Origin of the sequence: Mycobacterium sp. PSTR-4-N (assembly GCF_022348085.1) — a bacterium.
GTDB lineage: Bacteria > Actinomycetota > Actinomycetes > Mycobacteriales > Mycobacteriaceae > Mycobacterium.
In genome coordinates this window covers 59,234-81,887 of the sequence record NZ_JAKRFN010000016.1, presented here as the reverse complement: position 1 = coordinate 81,887, position 22,654 = coordinate 59,234, and the positions used below count along the sequence as shown (strand labels likewise).

Below are 22,654 nucleotides of genomic sequence, written 5' to 3'. Positions count from 1 at the left end.
ACCGTCAGCGTCCGCCGGCCGCATCGGCCACCGCGTCGGCGACCCGGCCCGCGGCCACCGCCCATGCCTCGGCCACGCTGTCCGCACCCGCCTGGCCCAGTTGTGCTGCCAGCGCGGGATCCTCGAGCAGCTCGACCATCGCGGATGCGAGCGCCTCGGCGTCGTGCGGCGGGCACAACAGTCCGGTCACGCCGTGGGCGATGACATCGGGCAGATCGCCGATCTCGCTGGCGACGACGGGCCTGCCGAATGTGAACGCCAGATGCGCGACACCACTCTGGGTCGCCCGGATGTACGGGGTCACCACCACACGGGCACTGTCGAACAACCCGGCCACGTCGTCGATCGGTACGTAACCGGGCCGGGCGTCGACGTTCCCGAGCGCCCGGGCTCGTGCGAGCACGGTCTCGACATCGATGTCTGCCCCGGCGGCTCCGGCGAGCACCAGCCGAGCGTCGGGACGTCGCCTGCGGACCAGGGCGAAGGCGTCGAGAAGCACTTCGATGCCCTTGTACTTCGACCAGACGCCGAAGAACAACGCAACCGGCTCGGTCTCGGCGACCGGACGCACGACGGCCGTCCCCCGCACGCCCGGTTCGTTGCCGTGGGGGATGACGAGCACGGGACAGTGAGGCTGCCAGTACGACACGGCGAGCTCACGAGTGCGCGGACCGAGCACGAACGCGACATCGATGCGCTGCCATGCGGCGCGGAACGCCCGGGTGAGCACGGTGCCCGATTTCGGCGTGCTGGTGTCCTTGGCGTCAGAGCGCGGCACCGGCTCGTGGGCGATCAACCCGAGCACGCTGCTGCGCAGCGCAGCCGCCAGCATCACCACGAAGAGTGGTTCGAACGCGAATCGCCACTGCGACCACAGCACCGCGCGGGGTCGGGCGACGATCAGGCGCACGCTCAGCACGATCCAGGCGAAGATCAACTGCGCCGCGCGAAAAGCCCTGCGCGCGAGGAGGAACAGCCGCGAATGCACGCCGGTGTCGCCCGGATGCCACGTCGGCAACACGGAGCGCACGACGAACGCCGGCTGCGTGGATCGCAGCTCCGGTCGCGGTCCGGTCCACAGCTCGACGCGCTCACCGCGCGCCGCCAGCGCGCTGCCCAGTTCGAACGCGAACTGGAACAGTCCGCCCGACGGGGACATCTCCACGAGCACGATCGGTTTGCTCACGCCCACGATGCCGCCTTCTCGATCGGTCGGTCAGAGGACACGGGACGCCGGCGCGACGACAGCCGAGCGGCGACCGCGAGTGCGGCGAGCAACCCGAGGCCGAGCGAGGCCGCGGTGGCAGGCAGGGAGCGCTCACGGGTGGGCGTGACGCGCATGCTGCCCACCGGCTGCAGCGCGTACTGCTGGTAGCCGATGGCATCCCGCAGTCGCGTCTCGGCTGCCGTCGCAGCGACCTGGATCTCGTCGCGCGCCTGATCGGTGGTGTCGGCGGTGGTGGTGAACGCCAGCACCCCGCGGACCGGGTCGGCCACGACGTCGACCGGTGAGGCCGGGTCGTCGACGACGGTGGCGATCGTGGGCAGCATCTCCGCGCGCGACCGGACGTCCAACGCATAGGAGTACCAGCCGTCGACCGGCCCGACCGGAACCAAGGTGATCGGCTGCATCGCGGTCACCGCAGTAGAGCTGGTGAACGACAACGACACCCAGCATGTCGCGGCGCCCACCAATGCTGCGGCACCCCAGGTGGCGACACCGCGGGTGAAGCGGCGCACGGCGTCGGCGGCGACGGGCCAGGCGGGCGCGATGCCGCCGACGAGCGCCAGCACCACGCCGAAGCTGCGGAAGTAGGCCATGTGCAGGCCGATGCTCGCGACGGACCAGGCGACCAGCGCGGCACACACCGCGGCAGCCAGCACACGGTCGCGGCTGCGCGGATCGGCGACGATGCGCAACACCGCGATGCCGATGAACCCGGCCATGACCACCCCCCAGCCGAGCAGACCCGTCCAGCCCGACTCGGCCGCCAGCTCGGCATACAGGTTGTGCGGCGCGGCGGCCGGCTCGCGGACGGCCAGCGGGACCCGGCCGGCGAAGTTGATCACCTGCCCACTGAACGTGCCCGGCCCGAATCCGAACAGCGGCCGTTCGTCGAACATCATCCATGCTTCCTGCTGGGCGGCCAGGCGGCCCAGTACGGACGGGTCGATGGAGCTCTGCACCTCGGCCTTGGTCAGATCGTCGAGGGCGACGAGCAGCCGATCACCGACGCCGGGCACCGCGAACGCGACCGCGCCCAGGGGGATCAACACCAGTGCCCAGCGCCGCACCGACCGCTCGACAGCCACGAACCAGACGGCGATCGCGACACCGGCGGCGAGGAACGTGCCGCGCGACTGGGTCAGGTACACCCCGCCCAGCAGGAGCACCAGCGCCAGCACCCAGCCCGCGAACACCGCCCGGCGCTCGTGGCGCAGCGCGCGCGTCATCAGCGCGGCGGCCATCGGCAGCCCCATCACCAGATGCCTGCCCCAGAAGTTGGAATCCGGCAGCGGTCCGCCGTATCGCAGCGTGGTGATGCCTTCGCCGGACGCCGTTGTCACCGTGGACAATCCACCGAAGTCGGCGGTGCCACCGGTGGCGACCTGGCTGATGATCGTCAGCGTGCACAGCGCGGCGAGCGTGACCACGATGGCGGCGGCCACGGGCCACGGCCGCGCCGTGAGCTGCACCAGCAGCAGCACGATCATCACGAAGACACAGTCCACGGTCTGCCGGTAGAGGGTGGCGGCCGATGCAGTGGGGTCGACCGAGCCGAGAAGTGCGATCCCCTGTGTCGCCAGATACGTGGCCAGAAGCGCCCCGCACACCAGCGTCCACCCGTTGATCCGACTGCGGCACAGAGGGTCTCGCAGCGCGAATCCCACCGAGAGCAGTCCGAGCAGCAGCGAGACCTGGAAGACGGGAAGCCCGCTACGGGGAGCGAGCAGACCGGAGAGATTGGTGAACTCGACGATCGCCATGATGCACAGCGCCACCACGGGCCGCCGCGCGGCGACGACCAGGGCCACCGCGCCGATCGGCGCCGCCACCACGATGAGCGGGCTGCGCGAGCCGAGCAGGGTGGCTGCCCCGACGAGGGCGACACCTGCAGCCACCGCCAGCAGCACGATCTCACCGGGTTCGCGTCGTATCCGGACGCGCACGGTCATGAGCGGGCGGGCACGCTGTCGGTCGCATCGTCGAAGGCGGGACGGCCGGCTGCAGCGCCCTCGTGATGCCGCCCCGGCTGCTGCTCGCCCCGACGCCGCCGCTGCAGAAGCCAGCCGACGCCGGCGCCGAGCAGCGCGCCACCGAAGGCTCCCACCGCGGCCACCTGCGTGCGGCCCGCCGCGGGCTCGGGATAGGCGCTGTTCTGCTGCGGCCACAACACTTTGACGTCGAACGGGGTGGCCAACGACGCGGCCTCGGGGGTGGCCACGGTCAGGACACTGCCCAGCGCGGTCTCGGCGGCTTGCGCGGAGGGACCCGTCACCGTCACGGTCAAGATGGTCGTGTCGGGCAGTGCGGCCGCGGTCATCGACAGCTCGCCACGCGGGACCTTCGCGGCGTCGGCCGCCGGCGACAGCCACCGCGGATCGTCGTACACCAGTGCCGCCGTGCGCGTCACCTGCCCCCGGGTCAGCACCTCCCAGAAGCTGGACGCCTCGGCGGTGGTCAATCCTGGGGCCGGCAACAGCGCGACGTTGGCGCTGGCCGAGTAGCGACTCGCACCCGGGACGGCGAGCACCGCGACCAGCGCCCCCAGAACCGCGCCGATCAACGCCAGCACCGCGACAACAAGTCGACGCTTCGTCATGGCCCCTCTTTCACCGTCGTGCCCGGTGCTCCGGCAGAGCGTGAAAGCCGTCGCTGGACTGTTCCGTACGCCGCCTTGACCAGCTGCGGTGCCGTGAATCGTAGTAGCAGAACGTAGGACGTCACGCCCGCAACGACGAGAATCGCGAGTTGCAGCGGTGCGGCGAGAGACTCGGTGCCGTGCAGCAGACCCCACAGCAGCACCGCCATCGGCGCCGCGGCCGCCGCCGGGCGCACCAGCGCATCACCGATCGCCCGCCACCGCACACCGGTCAGCGCGCACAGCACCGACATGCGCACCACGAAATGCACGACCTCGACGGCGAACAACGCGACGGCGACCATCGTCGCGTCGTGACCGGCCGCCCACCAGATCGGTCCGACCAGCACGGCGAGCTTGCCCGCGCTCATCATGGTCAGCAGACCCGGCCGGCCGATCGCCTTGAACACATCTCCGGCATGGAAAGAGGCCGAGTACACCACGGTGTAGACCGCGAGCACCGACAGGATCGCCACCGAGTCCGCATAGTCGGGTCCGTAGAGGGTGGCGACCAGCGGCCGCGCACTCACCGCGAGCCCGACACCGATCGGGAGCGTGAGCGCGAAGACCGCGGTCAACGCCTGCAGGTAGTGCCGGGTCAGCGTGTGACGGTCGTGCTGCAATCCCGACAACGCGCTGAACAGCACCTCGCTGACCACCACGCACAGGCTCAGCACGAGCAGTTCCGGGATGCGGTAGGCCAGCGTGTACAGCCCGAGTGCCGTGGGGCCCAACCGTTCGCCGATGGCGAGATAGTCGACGTTGTAGATGGCGTAGGCGAGCAGCGTGACCGCGGTGACGGGCAAGCCGAACCGGACCAGCTCCCGCGCGACGGCGGAGTCCCAGGAGAATCCGACGCCGCTGCGGGCGACCCGCCAGTAGAGCAGGGTCATGACGACCGCCGCGGCGAGCTGACCGTAGGCGAGGCTCCACACGCCGAGCCCGGCCACCGCGAGCCCGATGGTCAGGCAGGTCTTGATCGCCGCGCCGGCGAACTCCGGCATCAGCCGGGCGGAGAAGTTCATCGAGCGCCGGAGCCATGCGGCCGGGATGGTGCTCAGCGCCGAGATGGCGAGGCCGATGGCGAGCACCCGGATGAGCCCGGTGAGCTCCGGTTGGCCGAGCGCGTCAGCGGCAGGCCCGGCGGTGACCGCCAGCAACCCGCTGGCGACCACGCCGAACACCACCGACAGCGTCAGTCCGGTGGGCGCCAGCACTGCCCAGTCGCGCCGGTTCTGCACCAGAGCCGAAGCGACCCCGAGGTCTTTGACGTAGTCGAAGAGATTCACGACCAGGATCGCCAGCGCGAAGACACCGAACTCGGTCGGGCCCAGGATGCGAGCCACGACGATCGTCATCAGCAGAGTGGAGCTCTTGCTGAGCGCGAAGATCAGATAGTTCCAGAGGGTCTGCCGGCCGGTTGCGGGCATGGCGTTCGACGTGTGGCCATCGGGCTGCTCACCCGTCGATTCGGTAGCCGTGGCAAACCCCCTGATCACGCCGCCGTACCCGTCACCTGATCCGCGCGGTGTTTGCGGTGCGCCGATCATCCAGCAGGAGAGATTACCGGCTTCGTGCCCCCCAACGGCCACTCCGGACAACATTCCGTGTGAAGATGCTCCCGTGTCGGTCGCGCTGATCAGTGCTGTGGACCCCTACCCGACAGACGCCGGCAAGAAGGTCGTGCTGGCCGGGTTCTGCGATTACTTCGCAGAACGCCACGGCGCAGAACAGGTTCACTACATCAAAGTGGGCGCCCCGCCCGGGGACGGCTTCGCTGTCACCGTGCATTCGGTGCCCGGGCCGGGCGGACGTGACGTGCTGCGTGCGGTCGGTAGCCGCACGGCCCTCGGCCGCGCCAGCCTGCAGGAGTCCTTCCTGTACTCCGCGAAGACCGCGGCGGCCATCCGCACACTGCTCGCCGATCTGCAACCGGCACTGCAGGTGTTCGACACCGTGCGCATGGCCCAGTACGCCTCCGATGACGTCGCCGGGCGCCAGATCTGTTACCTCGACGACCTGTTCTCCGAGCGCTACGACCGGATGTTGTCCGCCGCTCAGCGCTATCCCGACGTCGAGATCAGCCCGCTGGGCAACTTCGCCGAACACGTGCCGGCCCGGTTGCGACCCCTGGCGACGCGGCGCGCCAGTCAGACCGCGCTGTTGCGTCTGGAACGCAGCCTGGTGCGCCGCAGCGAGGACAGGACCGCCCGCCGATTCCGGCGGTGTCTGCTGGTCAACGCCGACGAAGCTCGGTCGTTGCAGCAGCGCACCGGCGTCGCCGCGAGCCGTATCTGGTCCGTACCGCCGCTGGTACGCACCGCGTCGGTGACGACGAGGACCTACGCGGGCGCGCCTGCGTTCGTGTTCCTCGGCCTGCTGTCGCTTCCCCACAACGAAGACGGCGTGTATTCGTTCCTGACCACGGTCTGGCCGCTCGTGCTGGCCCGCTTCCCCGACGCTCGTCTGAGGGTGATCGGCCGGGATGTGTCCGACCGATTGCTGACCCTGGCTCGGCGCTACCCGGACACCGTCAGCGTCGACGGCTACGTGCCCGATCTCGGCGATGCCCTCGACAGCGCCACAGCGCTGGTCAACCCGCTTCGGTTCGGGTCAGGGATCAAACTCAAGGTCTTCGAAGCGCTCAGCCGCGCGCTACCGGTCGTCTCCACCACGATCGGCGCCGAAGGGATCGCCAGTGGCCCGGGTACGGGAATCGTCGTCGCCGACGAGCCACGAGCGATGGCCGACGCGCTGTGCGCACTGGTGCCGGTCGACGAGAACCGGCGGTGCTCCCGCGAGGCGCGGGAGCACTTCGCGACGACGTACTCCCGCGAGGCCGTGTTCCGCGCCTACGACGAGGTGTTCTAGAGCGAATCCGGCGGCCGGCAGCTAACCCCTCCTGCGCCAACCGAGGACCGCGACGCCGATCCCGACGATCGCGATGATCGGGCCGAGCACCGACCACGTGGTGGTGTTGCTCATCGGGCTGCCACCGACCACGCCGACACCCTGCAGGGTGAACAGCGCCCCGAACAGCGCGACCACGATGCCGACGAAAATCAGGACGATGCGCACACAGGCGACACTAGGCCACGAGCGCGCGCCGGACATCGGCGCCGGTGGCCAACACCATCAGGATCAGCGTGCGCAGCGCGTCGTCGGTCAACCCGGCCGCCGGGAAGTTGTAGCGCAGGAGCACATCCCCGGTCTTGCGTGCGCCTCCGCCGCCTTTGGCGCCGATCTTCTCGACCAGCGACACGGTCCCGAGCAGCGTGTCCTGGGCGTGCTTGGCCACCTCGGCGCGCACCGCGGCGGTCAGCGGCAAGTCCCAGGCCAGCACCTGCGTCAACGACACCAGCTCGAGATCCTCGGCGATCGTCACCACCCGAAGCGACGCGAACGTCTGCTCGTGCGGCACCGTGATCGCCCCGTCGTCCTCGTGCTGCACCGCCACGACCTCGGCCAACACCAGCGGGAGCCGCTCGCCGAGTTCCATCAGGCCCGTCCGAAGCGGCGGTTGCGCGAGACGTACTCCTCACACGCCGCCCACAGATCGCGGCGGTCGTAGTCCGGCCACAGCTTGTCCTGGAACACGTATTCGGCGTAGGCGGCCTGCCACAGCAGGAAGTTGCTGGCCCGCTGCTCCCCCGAGGTCCGGATGAACAGGTCGACGTCGGGGATGTCGGCCCGGTGCAGATGCTTGGCGAAGCCGGCCTCGGTGATGCGGCTCGGGGTGATCTTGCCGTCGACGGCCTCCTGGGCCAGTTGCCGGGCGGCTTCGACGATCTCGGTGCGCCCGCCGTAGTTGACGCAGTAGTTGATCGTGATGACGTCGTTGTCGACGGTCATCTCCTCGGCGATGTCGAACTCCTTGATGACGCTGCGCCACATCCGGGGCCGCGAACCGACCCAGCGCATCCGCACGCCCATGTCGTTGAGGTTCTCCCGGCGCCGCCGCACCACCTCGCGGTTGAAACCCATCAGGAACCGCACCTCTTCGGTGCTGCGCTTCCAGTTCTCGGTGGAGAACGCGTAGACCGTCAGGTGTTTGATGCCCAGCTCGATCGCCCCGCAGGTGATGTCGATGAGCACCGCCTCACCCATCTTGTGCCCCTCGGTGCGGCCCAGTCCGCGCTGGGTGGCCCACCGGCCGTTGCCGTCCATCACGACCGCGACGTGCTGCGGTACCTGGTCGGCGGGGATCTGCGGGGCGGCCTCCTTGGACGTGTGCTGCGGAGGCCGGGCGAACTTGCCGTTGGTGCGGGGCGGCAACTCGGGGAAGACCACCGGCCAGGTGGACTTGTCCGGGAACGTCGGATAGTCCTCAGGCGCCGGGGGCAGCTGTGGGTAGCTGTTCTTGCCCTTCCGCCTCCCGGTCCGTTCCGTTGCCATGCGCCACATCCTGCCTGATGGTCTGCCCGGTCTTCCGATCCACCCGCTCCACGAGGGGCAACGTCCGCAACTGGCGCTCCAGATGCCACTGCAGGTGCGCGGCCACCAATCCGCTGGCCTGGCTGCGGTGCGCCGCGACGGAGGTCTGCGCGTGCTCCCAGTCGCCCTCGTAGAGCGCGGCCATCAGATCCAGCACACCCTGGGGCGGGGTGACCGAGCCCGACGGCCGGCAGTGCACGCACACGCTGCCGCCGGCGGCGACGTGGAAGGCCCGGTGCGGGCCCGGCGTGGCGCACCGGGCGCATTCGGTCAGCGCGGGCGCCCACCCGGCGACCCCCATCGCGCGCAGGAGATAGGCGTCGAGCACGAGTTCCCGTGGTCGGGCACCGTCGGCCACCGCGCGCAGCGCGGCGACGGTGAGCCGGTGCAGAGCGGGCACCGGCGCGTGCTCCTCCCCGGCGATCCGCTCCGCGGTCTCGAGCATCGCGCAGGCACACGTGTAGCGGCCGTAGTCGCTGACGATGTCGGAGGCGAACGCGTCGATCGCCTGGACCTGGGTGACGATGTCGAGGTTGCGGCCGGGGTAGAGCTGAACGTCGATGTGCGCGAACGGTTCCAGCCGCGCCCCGAACTTGCTGCGGGTGCGCCGCACCCCTTTGGCCACCGCGCGGACCAACCCGTGATCGCGGGTGAGCAGGGTGACGATGCGATCGGCTTCCCCGAGCTTGTGCTGACGGAGCACCACCGCTCGGTCCCGATACAGACGCATCCGTCCAGTCTTCCATTGATCGGGATGGATATCGGGTTCGCAGCGCCGATACTCTTGTCGGTGATGGTCGTCTCTCCCGCCTCCGGTACTCGGTTTCCCACTCTCGGCAACCAGCTCTTCGCCCTTGCCAGCGGCAGCGTGACCTCGGTCGAGCTGGTACGGCGCTCCCTCGACGCGATCGAGGCGAGCCAGCCGACGCTGAACGCCTTCCGGGTGGTGCTGCGCGAGTCCGCGCTCGCCGAGGCCGCCGCCGCTGACCGTAAACGCGCTGCGGGACAAGACCATTCGACCCTCCCCCTGCTCGGCATCCCGATCGCGGTCAAGGACGACGTGGACGTCGCGGGCGTGCCGACCCGGTTCGGCGCCGACGGCGAGGTGCCCGAGGCCACCGCCGACGCGGAGGTGGTCCGCCGGCTGCGGGCGGCCGGCGCGGTGATCGTCGGCAAGACGAACACCTGCGAACTGGGTCAGTGGCCGTTCACCAGCGGCCCGGCGTTCGGGCACACGCGCAATCCGTGGTCGCGCGAGCACACGCCGGGCGGTTCCTCCGGCGGCAGCGCGGCGGCCGTCGCAGCCGGGCTGGTGGCCGCCGCGATCGGCTCGGACGGGGCGGGCAGTGTGCGCATCCCCGCGGCCTGGACCCACCTGGTCGGCATCAAACCCCAGCGCGGACGGATCTCCACGTCACCGCTGGCCGAGGCGTTCAACGGCATCACCGTCAACGGCGTGCTGGCCCGCACGGTCGGCGACGCCGCGCTGGTGCTGGACGCGGCGTCGGGCAACGCCCCCGGCGACCTGCACACCCCGCCGCCGGTGACGGTGTCCGACCACGTGTCGCGGGCCCCCGGACCGCTGCGCGTCGCGCTGTCGACCAAGTTCCCGTACTCGGTTTTCCGGGCCACCCTGCACCCCGAGATCCGCGCGGCGATGGAGTCGGTCGCGCACCAACTCGAAGACCTCGGCCACACGATCATCGCCGCAGACCCCGATTACCACCTGCGCATGTCGTGGAACTTCCTGGCGCGCTCCACCGCGGGCATTCCGCAGTGGATGGATCGGCTGGGGCCGGGCCCGCGCTGGGATCCGCGCACGCGCGCCAACGCGCTGACCGGCCGGGTGCTCAGCGAGCACATCCTGCGTAAGGCCCGAGCCCACGAGGCGGTCACCCGGCAGCGGGTCGGCTGGATCTTCAACCTCGCCGACGTGGTGCTCGCCCCGACCACCGCGCTTCCACCGCCGCGGGTCGACGCGTTCGACGGCCTGAGCGGGCTGGCCACCGACCGGGCGATGATCCGCGCCTGTCCCGCCACCTGGCCGTGGAACCTGCTGGGCTGGCCGTCGATCAACGTGCCTGCGGGGTTCACCTCAGACGGGCTGCCGATCGGCGTGCAGCTGATGGGTCCGGCGAACAGCGAACCGTTGCTGGTGTCACTGGCCGCCGCGCTGGAGGCGATCAACGGGTGGGCCACGGCTCAACCCGACAACTGGTGGGACACCCGGCTGGCGGCCGAGCCGTCGACGAATCTTCCCGCACCGGCTTCGGTGACCGTCGGGGTCGCGTAATCTCACCGGCTGTGACCGCCACCAGGATCGCTTGTGCGCTGCCGACGGCGCTGCTCCTGGGCGCCGTGGGCACCGCGCTGCCGGCTGCGCACGCCGACAACAAGCGCCTCAACGAGAGCGTCGTGGTCAACGTGTACACGATCCAGAAGCAACACGGCTGCGGCACCGACATCGCGATCAACCCGCAGCTGCGGCTGGCCGCCCAGTGGCATGCCAACGACGTCCTCAACAACCGTGCGCTCGACGGCGACATCGGCTCCGACGGCTCGACCGCACAGGACCGCGCCAACCGGGCGGGCTTCGTCGGGACGGTCGCCGAGACCGTCGCGATCAACCCCGCGCTGGCGATCAGCGGGATCGAGATCCTCAACCAGTGGTACTACCGCCCCGACTACATGGCGATCATGAGCAACTGCGCCAACACCCAGATCGGTGTGTGGTCGGAGAACAGCCTCGACCGCACCGTGGTGGTCGCGGTCTACGGGCAACCGGGCTGAGCGCTCGACGCGCTCACGCGGGCAGCCGATTCCAGTATCGGTGCCCCGTCATCGCGCAGACGAGCACCACTGCCGCCGCCGCGTAGACCGGCACCCCGACCCCCAGCTTGGTCAGCAGCGCTCCCGCCAGCGCGCCGGCGAAGATCAGCACCACCGCCCACAGCCGTCGGTGGGCCATCCACCCCAGGCCGCCCGCGAGCAGCGTCTCCCCGGCGAACGAGGTGATGGTCGACGTGACGACGACGGTGGTCATGTCCGGCACGGCGAGGAACCGCGCGATCGCGGCCTGCATGCCCATCACGACAGCAAGCGTTGTGGCGCAGGCGATTCCGCCCGCCGATCGACCGGTCGGAGCGACGACTGTCAACACCGTCGCCACCGCGGCGAGGACCACGGCGTTGGTCCACAGCGTCAGGGTGACGACGCGGTTCCAGCCGGCGGTCCGGCCCCGGGTGAGCAGGCCGGCCACCGCCGCGCCGACGGTGAAGCCACCCAGCGCGATCAGCGGGCCTGCCACCGGCAGACCCTCCTCCGAGGCGATGCCCATGCCCAGGATCACCACGTTGCCGGTCATGTTCCCGGTGAACACCCGGTCCAGGCTCAGGTAGCCCACCGCGTCGAGCGCGCCCGTCACGGCGGTCAGGGTCAGCATCAGGCCGACCCGCAGCTGACCGATCACGGGCGGGCCGGAAGACGCACGTGGTGCACGACGGCCGCCGAACCGTCCGCGCGGGGGTCAGTCGCCGCCACCAGCGAGCCGTCTGCCTGCGCGGCAACGACATTCGCCTGACCGCACGACTCACTGTGGCCGGGGAGCTCGACCACGTCGAGGCCCGAGCGCGCCAGCGCCGCGCGGGCCGGGCCATCGACGCCGTCCTCGACCGAGATCGTGTCGGCACCGGCGAGACGGGTCTGGCGACCGACGATCGCACGGGGGGCCGCCACCGCGTCGGCCGGGGCCGCTCCGTCGAGCATCCGCAGCAGGATCTCGGTGAGGATCTGCGGTTGGCCCTGCCCGCCCATCGTGGCCAGCACGTGCCGGAGCCTACCGTCCTCGGTGGTCAGCGCGGGCATCAACGTGTGGCGCGGCCGCTTGCGCGGAGCCAGCACGTTCGGCGACGCGGGCGTGAGGTCGAAACTGGTTCCGCGGTTGTGGAACAGGATGCCTGTCTGCGGATCGATCAGGCCCGAGCCGAAGGCGTGATAGACGCTCTGGATCAACGACACGGCGAAGCCCTGCCCGTCGGCGGTGGCCACCCCCACGGTGTCGCCGGCGGGCAACGGACCCGTCATGTCCCGGGTGTGCGCGAGCGTCGCACGCGCACCCACGTCACCGTCGACGAGTGCGGCGACGTCCACATCGGCGTGTCGCGGGTCGGCCAGGTGGGCGGTCCGCAGCTGGTTCGCGTGACCGAAGATCTGCATCAGTGTCGGCAGGTCGTCGCCCAGCGGTTGCCCGACACCGAGCGCGTCGAGAGCCCGCAAGGCCCGCACCATCACGAAGCCGTGCGTGTTGGGTGGGCTGGTGTACACGGTGAGGCCGCGGAAGTGCACCGACAGCGGCTCGGTGACCTCGGCGGCGAACTCGGCGAAATCCGCGGCCTGCAGCACCGAGCCGCGCGAGCGCAGGTAAGCGACCGTGCGCTGCCCCAGCGTGCCGGTGTAGAACTCGTCGGGCCCGCCGAACCGCAGGGCGGTGAACGTGTCGGCCAACGCCCGCTGGCGGAAGATCTCGCCCTCTCTCAACGTCCGGCCGCCCGGGCGGAACACGATGTCGAAGTCGACGATGCCCGCCAGATCGGCGTTCTCGGCATCGTCGAGGTGAGCAGCGACCGACGGGGCCACGGGCACCCCGCTGCGGGCGATGCGTTCGGCAGGTTCGAGTAATCTGCTCCAGCGCAGACGGCTGCCGAAGCGCCACAACGCTTCCCATCCGCGCACCCCACCAGGCACCGTCACCGTGTCGACCCCGCGGTCCGGCAACGTGTCCCCGTGCACGGCGCGCATCGCGACCGGGTCGGCCGCGGCGCCGGCCCACCCCGAGGCATTGACACAGGTGACGGCGCCGTCGGGGCTGCGCACCAACGCGACGAGATCGCCACCGAGAGCGACGTTGTGCGGGTAGACGACGGTGAGGACCGCAGCGGCCGCGATCGCCGCGTCGACGGCGGTTCCACCGTGGCGGTAGACCTCGGCGGCGGCGTCGGTGGCCAGCCGGTGCGGCGTGGCGACGGCACCGGTCGACGATGTGTGACCGCTGGGCGTGGGCACGCAGCACTCCTCCCTGTCGCATCTCGGGGTGCCGGGTCGACCCGCCCGTGCTACCTATCGGAGGATAGGGCGCGTGTGGCGGCCGATGTCTTCAGACGGCGCCGGGTCACGGCACGGATGTCGGCCAGGCGGTCCTGGTCGGTCAACAGCGAGCGCACCACGAAGTCGGCAGCCTGGATCGGGCGCTGCCGGCGCACCGGGCCCGCCGGACCCCCCTGTTCCCGCAACGTCTCGAACAGCACACCGTTGGCGGCACGCACCACGAACGACGGCTCGAAGGCCGCGAACTCCCCCGCACGCCTACCGCCGGTGACCACGCGCTCGATCTGCCGGTGGAAGATCTCGATGCCGTGCCGCTCTGCCGCGAACTCGTCGAGCGCCAGCACCGCGTCCTGATACAGACCCCGTGCGTCGAACGGCTGCGCGAGGATCTCCCTGACGTCGCAGGCGATGGCCAGGTGGAGCTTCTCGGCCCAGCTCGACGTCTCCGCAAGCCGCCGGTCCATCCGCGCGATGGACGGGCCGAGATCGAGTTCGACCAGCGTGCGGAAGATCTCGTGCTTCGCCCCGAAATGGTGGAACAACGACGGCTGCCGGATCTGCACGGCCTCGGCGATGTCACGGGTCGACGTGCCGAAATATCCGCGCTGGGCGAACAACACAGACGCCGCCAGCAGAATGCGCCCCCGCGTTGACGACCAGTCCACCGCCGGCGGCTGCCACCCCTGCCCGTACGTCACCGAACCACTCTGACACAACCCGAGTGGACGACCCGGTCAGAACCCCAGCCGCCCCAGCTGTTTCGGATCCCGCTGCCAGTTCTTGGCGATCTTGACCCGCAGATCGAGGTACACCTTGGTGCCGAGCAGTTTCTCGATCTGCGTGCGCGCCGCCGTGCCGACCTCGCGCAACCGGGCGCCGCCCTTGCCGATCACGATGCCCTTCTGGGAATCCCGCTCGACGTAGAGGATCGCGTGCACCGCGATCAGCGGCGGCTGATCGTCACGACTCTCCCGTTCCTCGACCTCATCGATGACGACAGCCAGCGAATGCGGCAATTCATCACGCACCCCTTCGAGCGCCGCCTCGCGGATCAGCTCGGCCATCAGCACCTCTTCGGGCTCATCGGTGAGCTCCCCGTCGGGGTAGAAGGCCGGGCCCGGCGGCAGATGCGAGACGATCACATCGGTCAGCACGTCGAGTTGCTCGGCTTTGGTCGCCGAGACGGGCACGATGTCGGCGTCGGGCCCGACGAGCTCACTGACCGCCACGAGCTGTTGCGCCACAGCGTCTTTGCCGACCTTGTCGATCTTCGTGACGATCGCGATCAACGTGGTCTTGGGCGCCACCGCGCGGATCTGCTCGTAGATGAACCGGTCACCGGGACCGATCTTCTCGTCAGCCGGGATGCAGAGGCCGATGACGTCGACCTCGGAGTAGGTGTCCTTGACCAGATCGTTGAGCCGCTGCCCCAGCAGGGTGCGGGGCCGGTGCAGTCCCGGGGTGTCGACGAGCACGATCTGGAAGCTGTCCCGGTGCACGATCCCGCGGATCGTGTGCCGGGTCGTCTGCGGCCGGTTGGACGTGATGGCCACCTTGGCGCCGACCAGCGCATTGGTCAGTGTCGACTTGCCGGTGTTCGGCCTGCCGACGAAACATGCGAAGCCTGATCGGAATTCGTCGGTCACTGCGGGTTTCCGGCCCGATCGGTGACGATGATCGCGGCGTCGGCGCTCAGTTCACGCACCGCGGCCACTCCCGGATCGTCGGCGTCACCTCCGGTCAGCACCGCGGCCTCCAGACCGGTCGCACCGCTGGACACCGCGGCCGCGACAGCTGCCTGAAGCGCCGTCAACTCCAATGATGCCAACCCCACGGGCGCGCCGGCGTAGGTGCGGCCGTCGGCATCGCGCACCGCGGCGCCGGTGGTGGCCTCGGCACGTGCCATCGCACCGCGGGCGAGCACCACGAGCTTGGCGTCCTCGGCATCGAGCTCACTCACCATCGCTGTCCTCCGTGTCCTCGGGTTCGGGGTCGACGGGACGGACGAGCACGGTGCCGACCCGCACCCGTCCCCGCGGGTCCGGGCCGCCTTCGGCACGCAACAGCAGGCCGTCCCAGGTGATCTCGGCGCCGGGCAGCGGAACCCGGCCCAGCTCCAGAGCCAGCAACCCACCGACCGTGTCGACGTCGAGGTCCTCGGACAACTCGAGATCGTAGAGCTCGCCGAGGTCCTCGATGGGCAGTCGCGCCGATACCCGGTACTGCCGCTCGCCGAGGTCCTCGACGGGCGCGACCTCGTCGACGTCGTACTCGTCGGCGATCTCGCCGACGATCTCCTCCAGCACGTCCTCGATCGTGACCAGGCCGGCGATGGCGCCGTACTCGTCGACCAGCAGCACCATGTGCACACGGTCGAGCTGCATCTCGCGCAGCAGCGCATCAAGGGGCTTGGAATCGGGCACGAACGCCGGTTTGCGCATCACCTCGGCCACCGAGGTGTCCCGGCCGCCGTTGCGCGACGAGTACGTCCGTTGCACAAGGTCTTTGAGGTAGACCACGCCGACGATGTCGTCGACGTTCTCGCCGATCACCGGGATTCGGGAATGCCCGCTGCGTACCGCCAACGACGTCGCTTGACCGGCCGTTTTGTCCGACTCGATCCACACCATCTCGGTACGCGGCACCATCACCTCGCGCGCCGGGGTGTCCCCGAGTTCGAACACCGACTGGATCATCCGGCGTTCGTCGTCGGCCACCACACCCCGCTGCTGGGCGAGGTCGACCACCTCACGCAACTCGATCTCCGAGGAGAACGGTCCGTTGCGGAAGCCGCGGCCCGGTGTCAGCGCGTTACCCAGCAGGACCAGCAGCCGGCTCACCGGGGTGAGTACCACCGAGATGCCCTGCAGCGGCAGCGCCGAGACCAATGCGATCGTGTACGCGTTCTGCCTGCCGACGGTGCGCGGACCCACGCCGATGGCGACGAAGCTGATCACCGTCATGATCGCCGCAGCGGTCATCAGGCCGCCGCTGACGCCCAAGAAGTCGTCGAGGTAGGCGGCCAACAGCACCGTCGCACTCACCTCACACGCAATGCGGAGCAGCACAACGAGATTGATGTACCGCGGCCGGTCGGCCATCAGCTGCAGCAATCGCACCGAACCGGGTCGTTCGTCGCGAACCAACTCCTCGACCCGCGCCATCGACACGGTGCTGACCGCGGCGTCGATCGCGGCGAACAGGCCCGCGGCGGCAATCAGCAGAATCGCCCCGACGAGCTGGCCCAGCCCGGTCACGGAGTGTCGCCGAGGTGGGATTCGTTGAAGTATCGCGACTCGTCGAGCAACCGGCGGTCCTTCTCACTCTGCCGGTCTTGGTGGTAGGCCTCCACCTGCTCGGCCACCCACTCCTCGAGCAGCTGACGCTGCAGCGCGAACATCTCTTTTTCCTCGTCCGGTTCGGCGTGGTCGTAACCCAAGAGATGCAGCACTCCGTGCACGGTGAGCAGCGCCAACTCCTGACCGAGGGTGTGGCCCGCATCGGCTGCCTGGGTCGCGGCGAACTCCGGGCACAACACGATGTCGCCGAGCATCTCGGGGCCCGGCTCGGGGGCGTCGGGGCGCCCACCCGGCTCGAGCTCGTCCATCGGGAAACTCATCACGTCGGTGGGGCCGGGCAGATCCATCCAGCGCATGTGCAGATCGGCCATGGCCGCCGAATCCAGCAGCACCATGGACAGTTCCGCAGCCGGGTTGACGTCCATCTTGCGGATCACGAAGCGCGCGACGCTCACAAGTTCGGTTTCGGAGACGTCGATGCCCGACTCGTTGGACACCTCGATGGTCATGGGTGTCGTTACCGCCTCGGCCTGCCGGTGCCCGAGCGGCGCTGGGCCCGGTTCATCAGGGTCGGCTCCTCGAATTTCGCGTAGGCGTCCACGATCTCGGACACCAGCCGGTGGCGCACCACGTCGGCGCTGGTGAGTTCGGCGAAGTGGATGTCGTCGATGCCGTCGAGGATCCGCATGGCCGCGTTCAGCCCCGACGGCGCCCCGCCGGGCAGGTCCACCTGTGTGATGTCGCCCGTGACAACGATTTTGGAGTTGAACCCCAACCGGGTCAGGAACATCTTCATCTGCTCGGCGGTGGTGTTCTGCGCCTCGTCGAGGATGATGAACGCATCGGAGATCGTCCGGCCACGCATGTAGGCCAGCGGCGCGACCTCGATGACGCCGGCGCTCATCAGCTTGGGGATCAGCTCGGGGTCCATCATGTCGTGCAGCGCGTCGTAAAGCGGGCGCAGGTAGGGATCGATCTTCTCGCTCAGCGTGCCGGGCAGGAAGCCGAGGCGTTCGCCCGCCTCGACCGCCGGCCGGGTCAAGATGATGCGGCTGACCTGTTTGGACTGCAGCGCGCTGACGGCCTTGGCCATCGCCAGATAGGTCTTGCCGGTGCCCGCCGGCCCGATGCCGAAGACGATCGTGTGGGTGTCGATCGCGTCGACGTAGCGCTTCTGGTTCAGCGTCTTGGGGCGGATCGTCTTGCCGCGGCGGCTCAGGATGTCCAGCGTCAGCACGTCGGCCGGCGACTCGTCGCCTGCCCCGGTCAGCATCGCGACGCTGTGCCGCACCGCGTCGGGAGTGAGCCGCTGACCGCTGCCGAGGATCTCGAGGAGCTCGGAGACCACCCGTTCGGCCAGCGCCACGTCGGCCGGTTCACCGGAGACGGTCAGCGCGTTGCCGCGGGCGTGGATGTCGGCGGTGAGCAGGGATTCCAGCGCCCGGAGGTTCTCGTCGGAGCGGCCGAGCAGGCCCACCACGAGGTCGGGCGGAACGGTGATGCTGCTGCGGACGTGCGAACTGTCCGAGCCTGCGTTCGTCTCGCGGGGGGTCACGTGGAGTTGTCTGCCTGCTTCCTGTGCCGGTGAATGCTGACCAGTTTAGCGTCAGGCCCAGCGCGGGGTCAGCACACCGAGCGCGCCCAGCGCAACAGCCGCGGCCGTCGACGTGCGCAGCACCGTGGGGCCGAGTCGCACCGCGACTGCGCCCGCCCCGGTCAGCGTGTCCAGCTCGGCGTCGGAGATGCCCCCTTCGGGACCCACCACGAGCGTCACCGCGGCGGCATCTGCCAGCGGCACGTCGCTCAGCGGGCGATCGGCTGATTCGTGCAACACCAGGACCGGTCCGGGGGCTGCGCGGACGAGATCCGCCAGTTCGGCGCTGGACACCGGGGCGTGCACGGCGGGAATGTGGGGCCGCCGTGACTGGCGGGCCGCCGAGCGCACCACCGCGGCCCACCGGCGCAACCCCTTGTCGACCTTCGCCGCACCCTCCCAGCGGGCGACGCAGCGCGCGGCCTGCCACGGCACGAACGCGTCGGCGCCTGCCTCGGTGGCCAGTTCGACGGCGAGCTCGGCGCGCTCCGACTTGGGCAGCGCCTGCACCACGGTCACCGTCGGCGTCGGCGGCGCGACCACCCGGCGGTCCCTCACCCGCGCGGTCAGCCGGCCTTTGCCCACGTCTTCGACGACGCACTGCGCGACCGTGCCCGCACCGTCGGCGAGGTCGAGTTCCTCACCGACGCGGGTGCGGCGCACCGTGGCCGCGTGGTGGCCCTCGTCGCCGTCGACGAAGGCGACCTCATCGACACCGGGCACCGCGTCGACGTAGAACAGGCTCCGCACTGCGGGTCAGCGGCCGGTGAACGTCTCGCGCAACCGGGAGAACAGGCCGCCGCCGTTGTTCGTGGCGGTGGTCGCCGTGGTGCGCACCTGGGCGGTGTCGTGACTGCGCTCCTTGAACGTGCGCAGCAGTTCGATGTCGTCGTGGTCCAGCCGCGACGGCACCACCACGTCGATGTGGGCGTGCAGATCACCGCGCACCCCGGACCGCAGATGCGGCATGCCGTGGCCCCGCAGGGTCGTCACCGAACCCGGCTGCGTGCCCGCACCGATCGTGATCTCGGTCGGCCCGTCGAGGATCGCGTCCACCGACACCGCGGTGCCCAGGGCCGCGTCGACCATCGGCACCGAGATCGTGCAGTGCAGGTCGTCGCCGTCGCGGACGAACACGTCGTGCGGCTTCTCGTGCACCTCGACGTACAGGTCGCCGGCCGGCCCGCCACCGGGGCCGACCTCGCCCTGGGCGGCCAGCCGCACCCGCATGCCCTCGCCGACCCCGGCGGGGATCTTGACGCTGATCTCGCGCCGGGCCCGCACCCGGCCATCGCCGGCGCACCGGTTGCACGGGTCGGGGATCACCTCACCGACGCCGCCGCACACCGGGCACGGTCGTGACGTCATCACCTGACCGAGCAGCGAGCGCTGCACGGTCTGCACCTCGCCCCGGCCGTGACAGGTGTCGCAGGTGACGGGGGTGGAATTGCCGTGGGTGCCCTTGCCGTGGCAGAGGTCGCACAGCACCGCGGTGTCGACCGTGACCTGCTTGGTCACCCCGGTGGCGCACTCCTCGAGGTCCAGGCGCATCCGGAGCAGCGAATCCGACCCGGGCCGGACGCGGCCGATCGGGCCGCGGGACGCATTGCCGCCGCCGAAGAACGCCTCGAAAACGTCCCCGAGCCCGCCGAAGCCGCCGAAGCCGGCTCCCGCGCCACCCGCGGACTCCAGCGGATCCCCGCCCAAGTCGACGATGCGCCGCTTCTCCGGATCACTGAGCACCTCGTAGGCGGCGCTGACCTCTTTGAAGCGCGCCTGCGCCTCTTCGTCGGGGTTGACGTCGGGGTGCAGCTCTCGGGCCAGCTTGCGATAGGCGCGCTTGATCTCCGTATCGCTGGCGCCTTTGCCCACTCCGAGCAAGCCGTAATAGTCGCGTGCCACGCTCAACCTCTCCCACCCGTCGATCCGTGCTGCATACCCAGCGCAGCACAGATCAGCGGCTACCTAAGACTTCGCCAATATAGAGAGCAACTGCGGCGACGTTGGCGATGGTTCCCGGATAGTCCATCCGTGTGGGACCCAACACACCCATGCCGCCGAACACCTTGCCCGAACTACCGTAGGTGGTACTGACCACCGAGGTGCCCGCCATCTGTTCCGCCTCGGTCTCGTGCCCGATCCGCACGGTCACCTTCCCGGCCTCCTGCTGCTTGGCCAGCAGCCGCAACACCACGACCTGCTCCTCGAGCGCTTCGAGGACCGAGCGCAGCGAGCCGCCGAAATCGGCGGTGTTGCGCGTCAGGTTCGCCGTGCCGCCGAGCAACAACCGCTCCTCGGTGTGCTCGACGAGCGTCTCGACCAGCACGGTCGCCGCGCGGCCGACGGCATTGGCCAGCCCGCCCTGGCCGGTGATGTGCGACGCGAGATCCGACACCGCGACCGAGGCCGCGGCCAGCGGCTTGCCCTCCAGCGCCTGCCCCAGGAGATCGCGTAGCTGGGACAGTTGTGCGTCGTCGATACCGTCGCCGAGCTCGACGATGCGTTGGTCGACGCGCCCGGAGTCGGTGATCACCACCAACAGCAGCCGGGCCGGGGTCAGCGCCACCACCTCCAGGCGGCGCACCGTCGACGTCGACAGCGTCGGGTACTGCACGATCGCGACCTGACGGGTCAGCTGGGCCAGCAATCGCACCGCCCGCCGCAGCACGTCGTCGAGGTCGACGCCCGACTCGAGGAAGGACATGATCGCGCGTCGCTCCGCTCCCGACATCGGCTTCACGTCGTCGAGGCGGTCGACGAATTCGCGGTAGCCCTTCTCGGTGGGAACCCGGCCCGAGCTGGTGTGCGGCTGGGTGATGTATCCCTCGGCTTCCAGCACCGCCATGTCGTTGCGCACGGTCGCGCTGGACACCCCGAGGTTGTGTCGCTCGACCAGGGTCTTGGAGCCGATGGGCTCCTTCGTCGCGACGAAGTCGGCGACGATCGCGCGGAGAACTTCGAATCGGCGCTCATCAGCGCTGCCCATTGCTCACCCCACTTCAGTTCACACGTGACCGACCGGTCCATTTTACGGTCATCAACAGCAGTGATCGTCAGGTGAGCGGTCCGGCGCCGCTGTCGGCGTCGGGTTAACCTTGCGGGGCTGAGCACAAGCGATGGCAGGCAAGCAAAGGCGTGTCGATGATCTTCAAGGGTGTCCGTGACGGCAGGCCGTATCCGGACCACGGTCTGTCCCACCGGCAGTGGGCTCAGATCCCGCCCCGCCAGATCCGCCTCGACGAACTCGTGATGACCACGACGGTGCTGGCGCTGGACCGGCTGCTGTCGGAGGACTCGACCTTCTACGGCGATCTGTTCCCCCACGCGGTGCGCTGGCGCGGCAACGTCTACCTCGAAGACGGGCTGCACCGTGCGGTGCGGGCGGCGCTGCGCAATCGCACCGTGCTGCACGCCCGGGTCTTCGACATGGACATGCCGGCGCCTCAGCCGGGCTGACGGGTCACCCGAGAAGCGGCTTCCTGTCCCGGGTCAGGTCGGTCATCGCGTCCTGCATCGCGGACTCCACCCGGGCCGCGAACTGCTCGGCGGTCTCGTCGTCCCCGGCGGTCATCGGTGCGAGCACGCGGGTCACCAGCTTGGTGGGCAGCGGCAGGTACGGGAGCATGCCCACCGCGCCGACGTTGAGCCCCCACGGCACCGAGACACTCACCGGCAATGCCTTCACGCGCAGGATCTTGTCCAGGCGCAGCGCCCGGGCCAGCCGCTCACCACTGGACAGCACGAGCAGCGACTCCCCCGCGCCTGCGGTGACCAGCGGGACGATCGGCACGTGCTGCTCCATGGCCAGCCGCGCGAAGCCGCTGCGGCCGTCGAACTTGACCAGGTTGCGCTCGTCGAACGTCTTCGCGGCGTCCTTGTCGCCCCCGGGGAAGACCAGCACGTGGTGTCCGGCATCGAAGGCCTCCACCGCGCTGTCCCGGCTGGCCGGGCGGGCCCCGAGAGGCTCGAAAAGCCGGCCGACGCCCAGCGTCCACGCCATCTGATGGGTCAGGATCGTCAGCGGTCGATCGAGATGCATCTCGTCGAGAGCGGCCCGCACGGCGAACACGTTGAGGTCGACGACGCCGCCGAAGCCGTGGTTGGCGACGAACAGCACGGGTTGGTCGGGCGCCTCGATCGAGGAGTCGATGTCGAGCCGGTGGTATCGCCGGACGAACTCACCGCCGACGGCGGCGACCGCCGCCATGGCGCGCGCGATCGCGTCGTCGACGACGGGCTCGCCGCCCAGACTCTCGGCCACCCCGTCGAGTGCCGACAAGATCCCGTCGGCGAAGCTCTCCAGCCGGCCCCGCTCCGCATCGGCCACCATTCATCCCTCCGACGAGCCCACCCCACGTTCG

At 69.9% G+C, this 22,654-nt stretch carries 24 protein-coding genes; 4 read left to right on the top strand and 20 right to left on the bottom strand.

Features of this window, described 5'->3' with window-relative positions; translation table 11 throughout:
- Positions 1-4: 4 nt before the first annotated feature.
- Genes MHN84_RS20040 through MHN84_RS20025 form a run of 4 tightly spaced genes read right to left on the bottom strand, consistent with a single transcriptional unit; the run spans position 5 to position 5,293 of the window.
- Positions 5-1,186, bottom strand: a complete 1,182-nt coding sequence (locus MHN84_RS20040) for a glycosyltransferase family 4 protein (protein WP_308192968.1) — start codon at positions 1,184-1,186, stop codon at positions 5-7.
- On the bottom strand, positions 1,183-3,177 hold the full coding sequence (locus MHN84_RS20035) for an O-antigen ligase (RefSeq protein ID WP_241206249.1): 1,995 nt from the start codon (positions 3,175-3,177) through the stop codon (positions 1,183-1,185). Before MHN84_RS20035 ends, MHN84_RS20040 begins: the two co-directional genes overlap by 4 nt.
- Positions 3,174-3,824, bottom strand: a complete 651-nt coding sequence (locus MHN84_RS20030) for a hypothetical protein (protein ID WP_241206248.1) — start codon at positions 3,822-3,824, stop codon at positions 3,174-3,176. Before MHN84_RS20030 ends, MHN84_RS20035 begins: the two co-directional genes overlap by 4 nt.
- On the bottom strand, positions 3,821-5,293 hold the full coding sequence (locus MHN84_RS20025) for a lipopolysaccharide biosynthesis protein (protein ID WP_241206247.1): 1,473 nt from the start codon (positions 5,291-5,293) through the stop codon (positions 3,821-3,823). The genes MHN84_RS20030 and MHN84_RS20025 overlap by 4 nt, the downstream gene beginning before the upstream one ends.
- Before the next feature lie 193 nt (positions 5,294-5,486).
- Here MHN84_RS20025 and MHN84_RS20020 point away from each other — a divergent pair, with 193 nt between their 5' ends.
- Positions 5,487-6,734 carry a glycosyltransferase family 4 protein gene (locus MHN84_RS20020; protein ID WP_241206246.1) on the top strand — a complete coding sequence of 416 codons (1,248 nt, stop codon included), beginning with the start codon at positions 5,487-5,489 and terminating at the stop codon, positions 6,732-6,734.
- A gap of 21 nt (positions 6,735-6,755) precedes the next feature.
- On the opposite strand, the gene MHN84_RS20015 is transcribed toward MHN84_RS20020, so the two are convergent.
- The 4 genes from MHN84_RS20015 to recO are packed head-to-tail and all read right to left on the bottom strand — an operon-like array spanning position 6,756 to position 9,027.
- Complete coding sequence (locus MHN84_RS20015) at positions 6,756-6,977, bottom strand: hypothetical protein (protein ID WP_255730671.1); 222 nt, start codon at positions 6,975-6,977, stop codon at positions 6,756-6,758.
- Positions 6,952-7,362, bottom strand: coding sequence for a hypothetical protein (locus MHN84_RS20010; protein ID WP_241206244.1), 411 nt, complete (start codon positions 7,360-7,362; stop codon positions 6,952-6,954). The genes MHN84_RS20015 and MHN84_RS20010 overlap by 26 nt, the downstream gene beginning before the upstream one ends.
- Complete coding sequence (locus tag MHN84_RS20005; RefSeq protein ID WP_241206243.1) at positions 7,362-8,258, bottom strand: decaprenyl diphosphate synthase; 897 nt, start codon at positions 8,256-8,258, stop codon at positions 7,362-7,364. Before MHN84_RS20005 ends, MHN84_RS20010 begins: the two co-directional genes overlap by 1 nt.
- Entirely contained in the window at positions 8,191-9,027 is an 837-nt protein-coding gene (gene recO / locus MHN84_RS20000; RefSeq protein WP_241206242.1) for a DNA repair protein RecO, read from the bottom strand. Before recO ends, MHN84_RS20005 begins: the two co-directional genes overlap by 68 nt.
- Positions 9,028-9,090: 63 nt before the next feature.
- On the opposite strand from recO, the gene MHN84_RS19995 reads away from it, so the two are divergent.
- Positions 9,091-10,590: an amidase gene (locus MHN84_RS19995; protein WP_241206241.1), complete on the top strand. Its 1,500-nt coding sequence runs from the start codon at positions 9,091-9,093 to the stop codon at positions 10,588-10,590.
- Positions 10,591-10,601: 11 nt separating this feature from the next.
- Positions 10,602-11,087 carry a CAP domain-containing protein gene (locus tag MHN84_RS19990; RefSeq protein ID WP_374238393.1) on the top strand — a complete coding sequence of 162 codons (486 nt, stop codon included), beginning with the start codon at positions 10,602-10,604 and terminating at the stop codon, positions 11,085-11,087.
- Positions 11,088-11,100: 13 nt separating this feature from the next.
- On the opposite strand, the gene MHN84_RS19985 is transcribed toward MHN84_RS19990, so the two are convergent.
- The 11 genes from MHN84_RS19985 to hrcA are packed head-to-tail and all read right to left on the bottom strand — an operon-like array spanning position 11,101 to position 21,279.
- Positions 11,101-11,766: a YoaK family protein gene (locus MHN84_RS19985; protein WP_241206240.1), complete on the bottom strand. Its 666-nt coding sequence runs from the start codon at positions 11,764-11,766 to the stop codon at positions 11,101-11,103.
- Positions 11,763-13,358 carry a gamma-glutamyltransferase family protein gene (locus tag MHN84_RS19980; RefSeq protein WP_241206239.1) on the bottom strand — a complete coding sequence of 532 codons (1,596 nt, stop codon included), beginning with the start codon at positions 13,356-13,358 and terminating at the stop codon, positions 11,763-11,765. The genes MHN84_RS19985 and MHN84_RS19980 overlap by 4 nt, the downstream gene beginning before the upstream one ends.
- 50 nt (positions 13,359-13,408) lie before the next feature.
- Positions 13,409-14,098 carry a TetR/AcrR family transcriptional regulator gene (locus MHN84_RS19975; protein ID WP_241206238.1) on the bottom strand — a complete coding sequence of 230 codons (690 nt, stop codon included), beginning with the start codon at positions 14,096-14,098 and terminating at the stop codon, positions 13,409-13,411.
- A 36-nt stretch (positions 14,099-14,134) separates the two neighbouring features.
- Complete coding sequence (gene era, locus MHN84_RS19970; protein ID WP_241206237.1) at positions 14,135-15,046, bottom strand: GTPase Era; 912 nt, start codon at positions 15,044-15,046, stop codon at positions 14,135-14,137.
- Positions 15,043-15,363, bottom strand: a complete 321-nt coding sequence (locus MHN84_RS19965; RefSeq protein ID WP_241206236.1) for a cytidine deaminase — start codon at positions 15,361-15,363, stop codon at positions 15,043-15,045. Before MHN84_RS19965 ends, era begins: the two co-directional genes overlap by 4 nt.
- Positions 15,353-16,657, bottom strand: a complete 1,305-nt coding sequence (locus MHN84_RS19960; RefSeq protein ID WP_241206235.1) for a hemolysin family protein — start codon at positions 16,655-16,657, stop codon at positions 15,353-15,355. Before MHN84_RS19960 ends, MHN84_RS19965 begins: the two co-directional genes overlap by 11 nt.
- Positions 16,654-17,208, bottom strand: a complete 555-nt coding sequence (ybeY, locus tag MHN84_RS19955; RefSeq protein WP_241206234.1) for an rRNA maturation RNase YbeY — start codon at positions 17,206-17,208, stop codon at positions 16,654-16,656. Before ybeY ends, MHN84_RS19960 begins: the two co-directional genes overlap by 4 nt.
- 8 nt (positions 17,209-17,216) lie before the next feature.
- Positions 17,217-18,254: a PhoH family protein gene (locus MHN84_RS19950; RefSeq protein WP_241206233.1), complete on the bottom strand. Its 1,038-nt coding sequence runs from the start codon at positions 18,252-18,254 to the stop codon at positions 17,217-17,219.
- 51 nt (positions 18,255-18,305) lie between these two features.
- Complete coding sequence (locus MHN84_RS19945) at positions 18,306-19,043, bottom strand: 16S rRNA (uracil(1498)-N(3))-methyltransferase (protein ID WP_241206232.1); 738 nt, start codon at positions 19,041-19,043, stop codon at positions 18,306-18,308.
- A gap of 6 nt (positions 19,044-19,049) precedes the next feature.
- The gene (dnaJ, locus tag MHN84_RS19940; protein WP_241206231.1) at positions 19,050-20,195 is read right to left on the bottom strand and encodes a molecular chaperone DnaJ; all 1,146 of its coding nucleotides are present in this window, start codon (positions 20,193-20,195) and stop codon (positions 19,050-19,052) included.
- A 52-nt stretch (positions 20,196-20,247) separates the two neighbouring features.
- A complete protein-coding gene (gene hrcA / locus MHN84_RS19935; protein ID WP_241206230.1) occupies positions 20,248-21,279 on the bottom strand; it encodes a heat-inducible transcriptional repressor HrcA in 1,032 nt (343 codons plus the stop codon).
- Between the two features lie 155 nt (positions 21,280-21,434).
- On the opposite strand from hrcA, the gene MHN84_RS19930 reads away from it, so the two are divergent.
- Positions 21,435-21,749: a type II toxin-antitoxin system VapB family antitoxin gene (locus tag MHN84_RS19930; RefSeq protein WP_111509409.1), complete on the top strand. Its 315-nt coding sequence runs from the start codon at positions 21,435-21,437 to the stop codon at positions 21,747-21,749.
- Positions 21,750-21,753: 4 nt separating this feature from the next.
- Here the strand turns inward: MHN84_RS19930 and MHN84_RS19925 are convergent, their stop codons facing one another.
- Positions 21,754-22,623: a 1-acyl-sn-glycerol-3-phosphate acyltransferase gene (locus tag MHN84_RS19925; RefSeq protein WP_241206229.1), complete on the bottom strand. Its 870-nt coding sequence runs from the start codon at positions 22,621-22,623 to the stop codon at positions 21,754-21,756.
- Positions 22,624-22,654: the final 31 nt, after the last annotated feature.

Coding starts and splice junctions, on each gene's coding strand:
- MHN84_RS20035 (WP_241206249.1), bottom strand. CDS start 3,177: ATGACCGTGCGCGTCCGGATACGACGCGAACCCGGTGAGATCGTGCTG.
- MHN84_RS20030 (WP_241206248.1), bottom strand. CDS start 3,824: ATGACGAAGCGTCGACTTGTTGTCGCGGTGCTGGCGTTGATCGGCGCG.
- MHN84_RS20025 (WP_241206247.1), bottom strand. CDS start 5,293: ATGCCCGCAACCGGCCGGCAGACCCTCTGGAACTATCTGATCTTCGCG.
- MHN84_RS20015 (WP_255730671.1), bottom strand. CDS start 6,977: ATGTCCGGCGCGCGCTCGTGGCCTAGTGTCGCCTGTGTGCGCATCGTC.
- MHN84_RS20010 (WP_241206244.1), bottom strand. CDS start 7,362: ATGGAACTCGGCGAGCGGCTCCCGCTGGTGTTGGCCGAGGTCGTGGCG.
- MHN84_RS20005 (WP_241206243.1), bottom strand. CDS start 8,258: ATGGCAACGGAACGGACCGGGAGGCGGAAGGGCAAGAACAGCTACCCA.
- recO (WP_241206242.1), bottom strand. CDS start 9,027: ATGCGTCTGTATCGGGACCGAGCGGTGGTGCTCCGTCAGCACAAGCTC.
- MHN84_RS19995 (WP_241206241.1), top strand. CDS start 9,091: ATGGTCGTCTCTCCCGCCTCCGGTACTCGGTTTCCCACTCTCGGCAAC.
- MHN84_RS19965 (WP_241206236.1), bottom strand. CDS start 15,363: ATGGTGAGTGAGCTCGATGCCGAGGACGCCAAGCTCGTGGTGCTCGCC.
- ybeY (WP_241206234.1), bottom strand. CDS start 17,208: ATGACCATCGAGGTGTCCAACGAGTCGGGCATCGACGTCTCCGAAACC.
- hrcA (WP_241206230.1), bottom strand. CDS start 21,279: ATGGGCAGCGCTGATGAGCGCCGATTCGAAGTTCTCCGCGCGATCGTC.
- MHN84_RS19930 (WP_111509409.1), top strand. CDS start 21,435: ATGATCTTCAAGGGTGTCCGTGACGGCAGGCCGTATCCGGACCACGGT.
- MHN84_RS19925 (WP_241206229.1), bottom strand. CDS start 22,623: ATGGTGGCCGATGCGGAGCGGGGCCGGCTGGAGAGCTTCGCCGACGGG.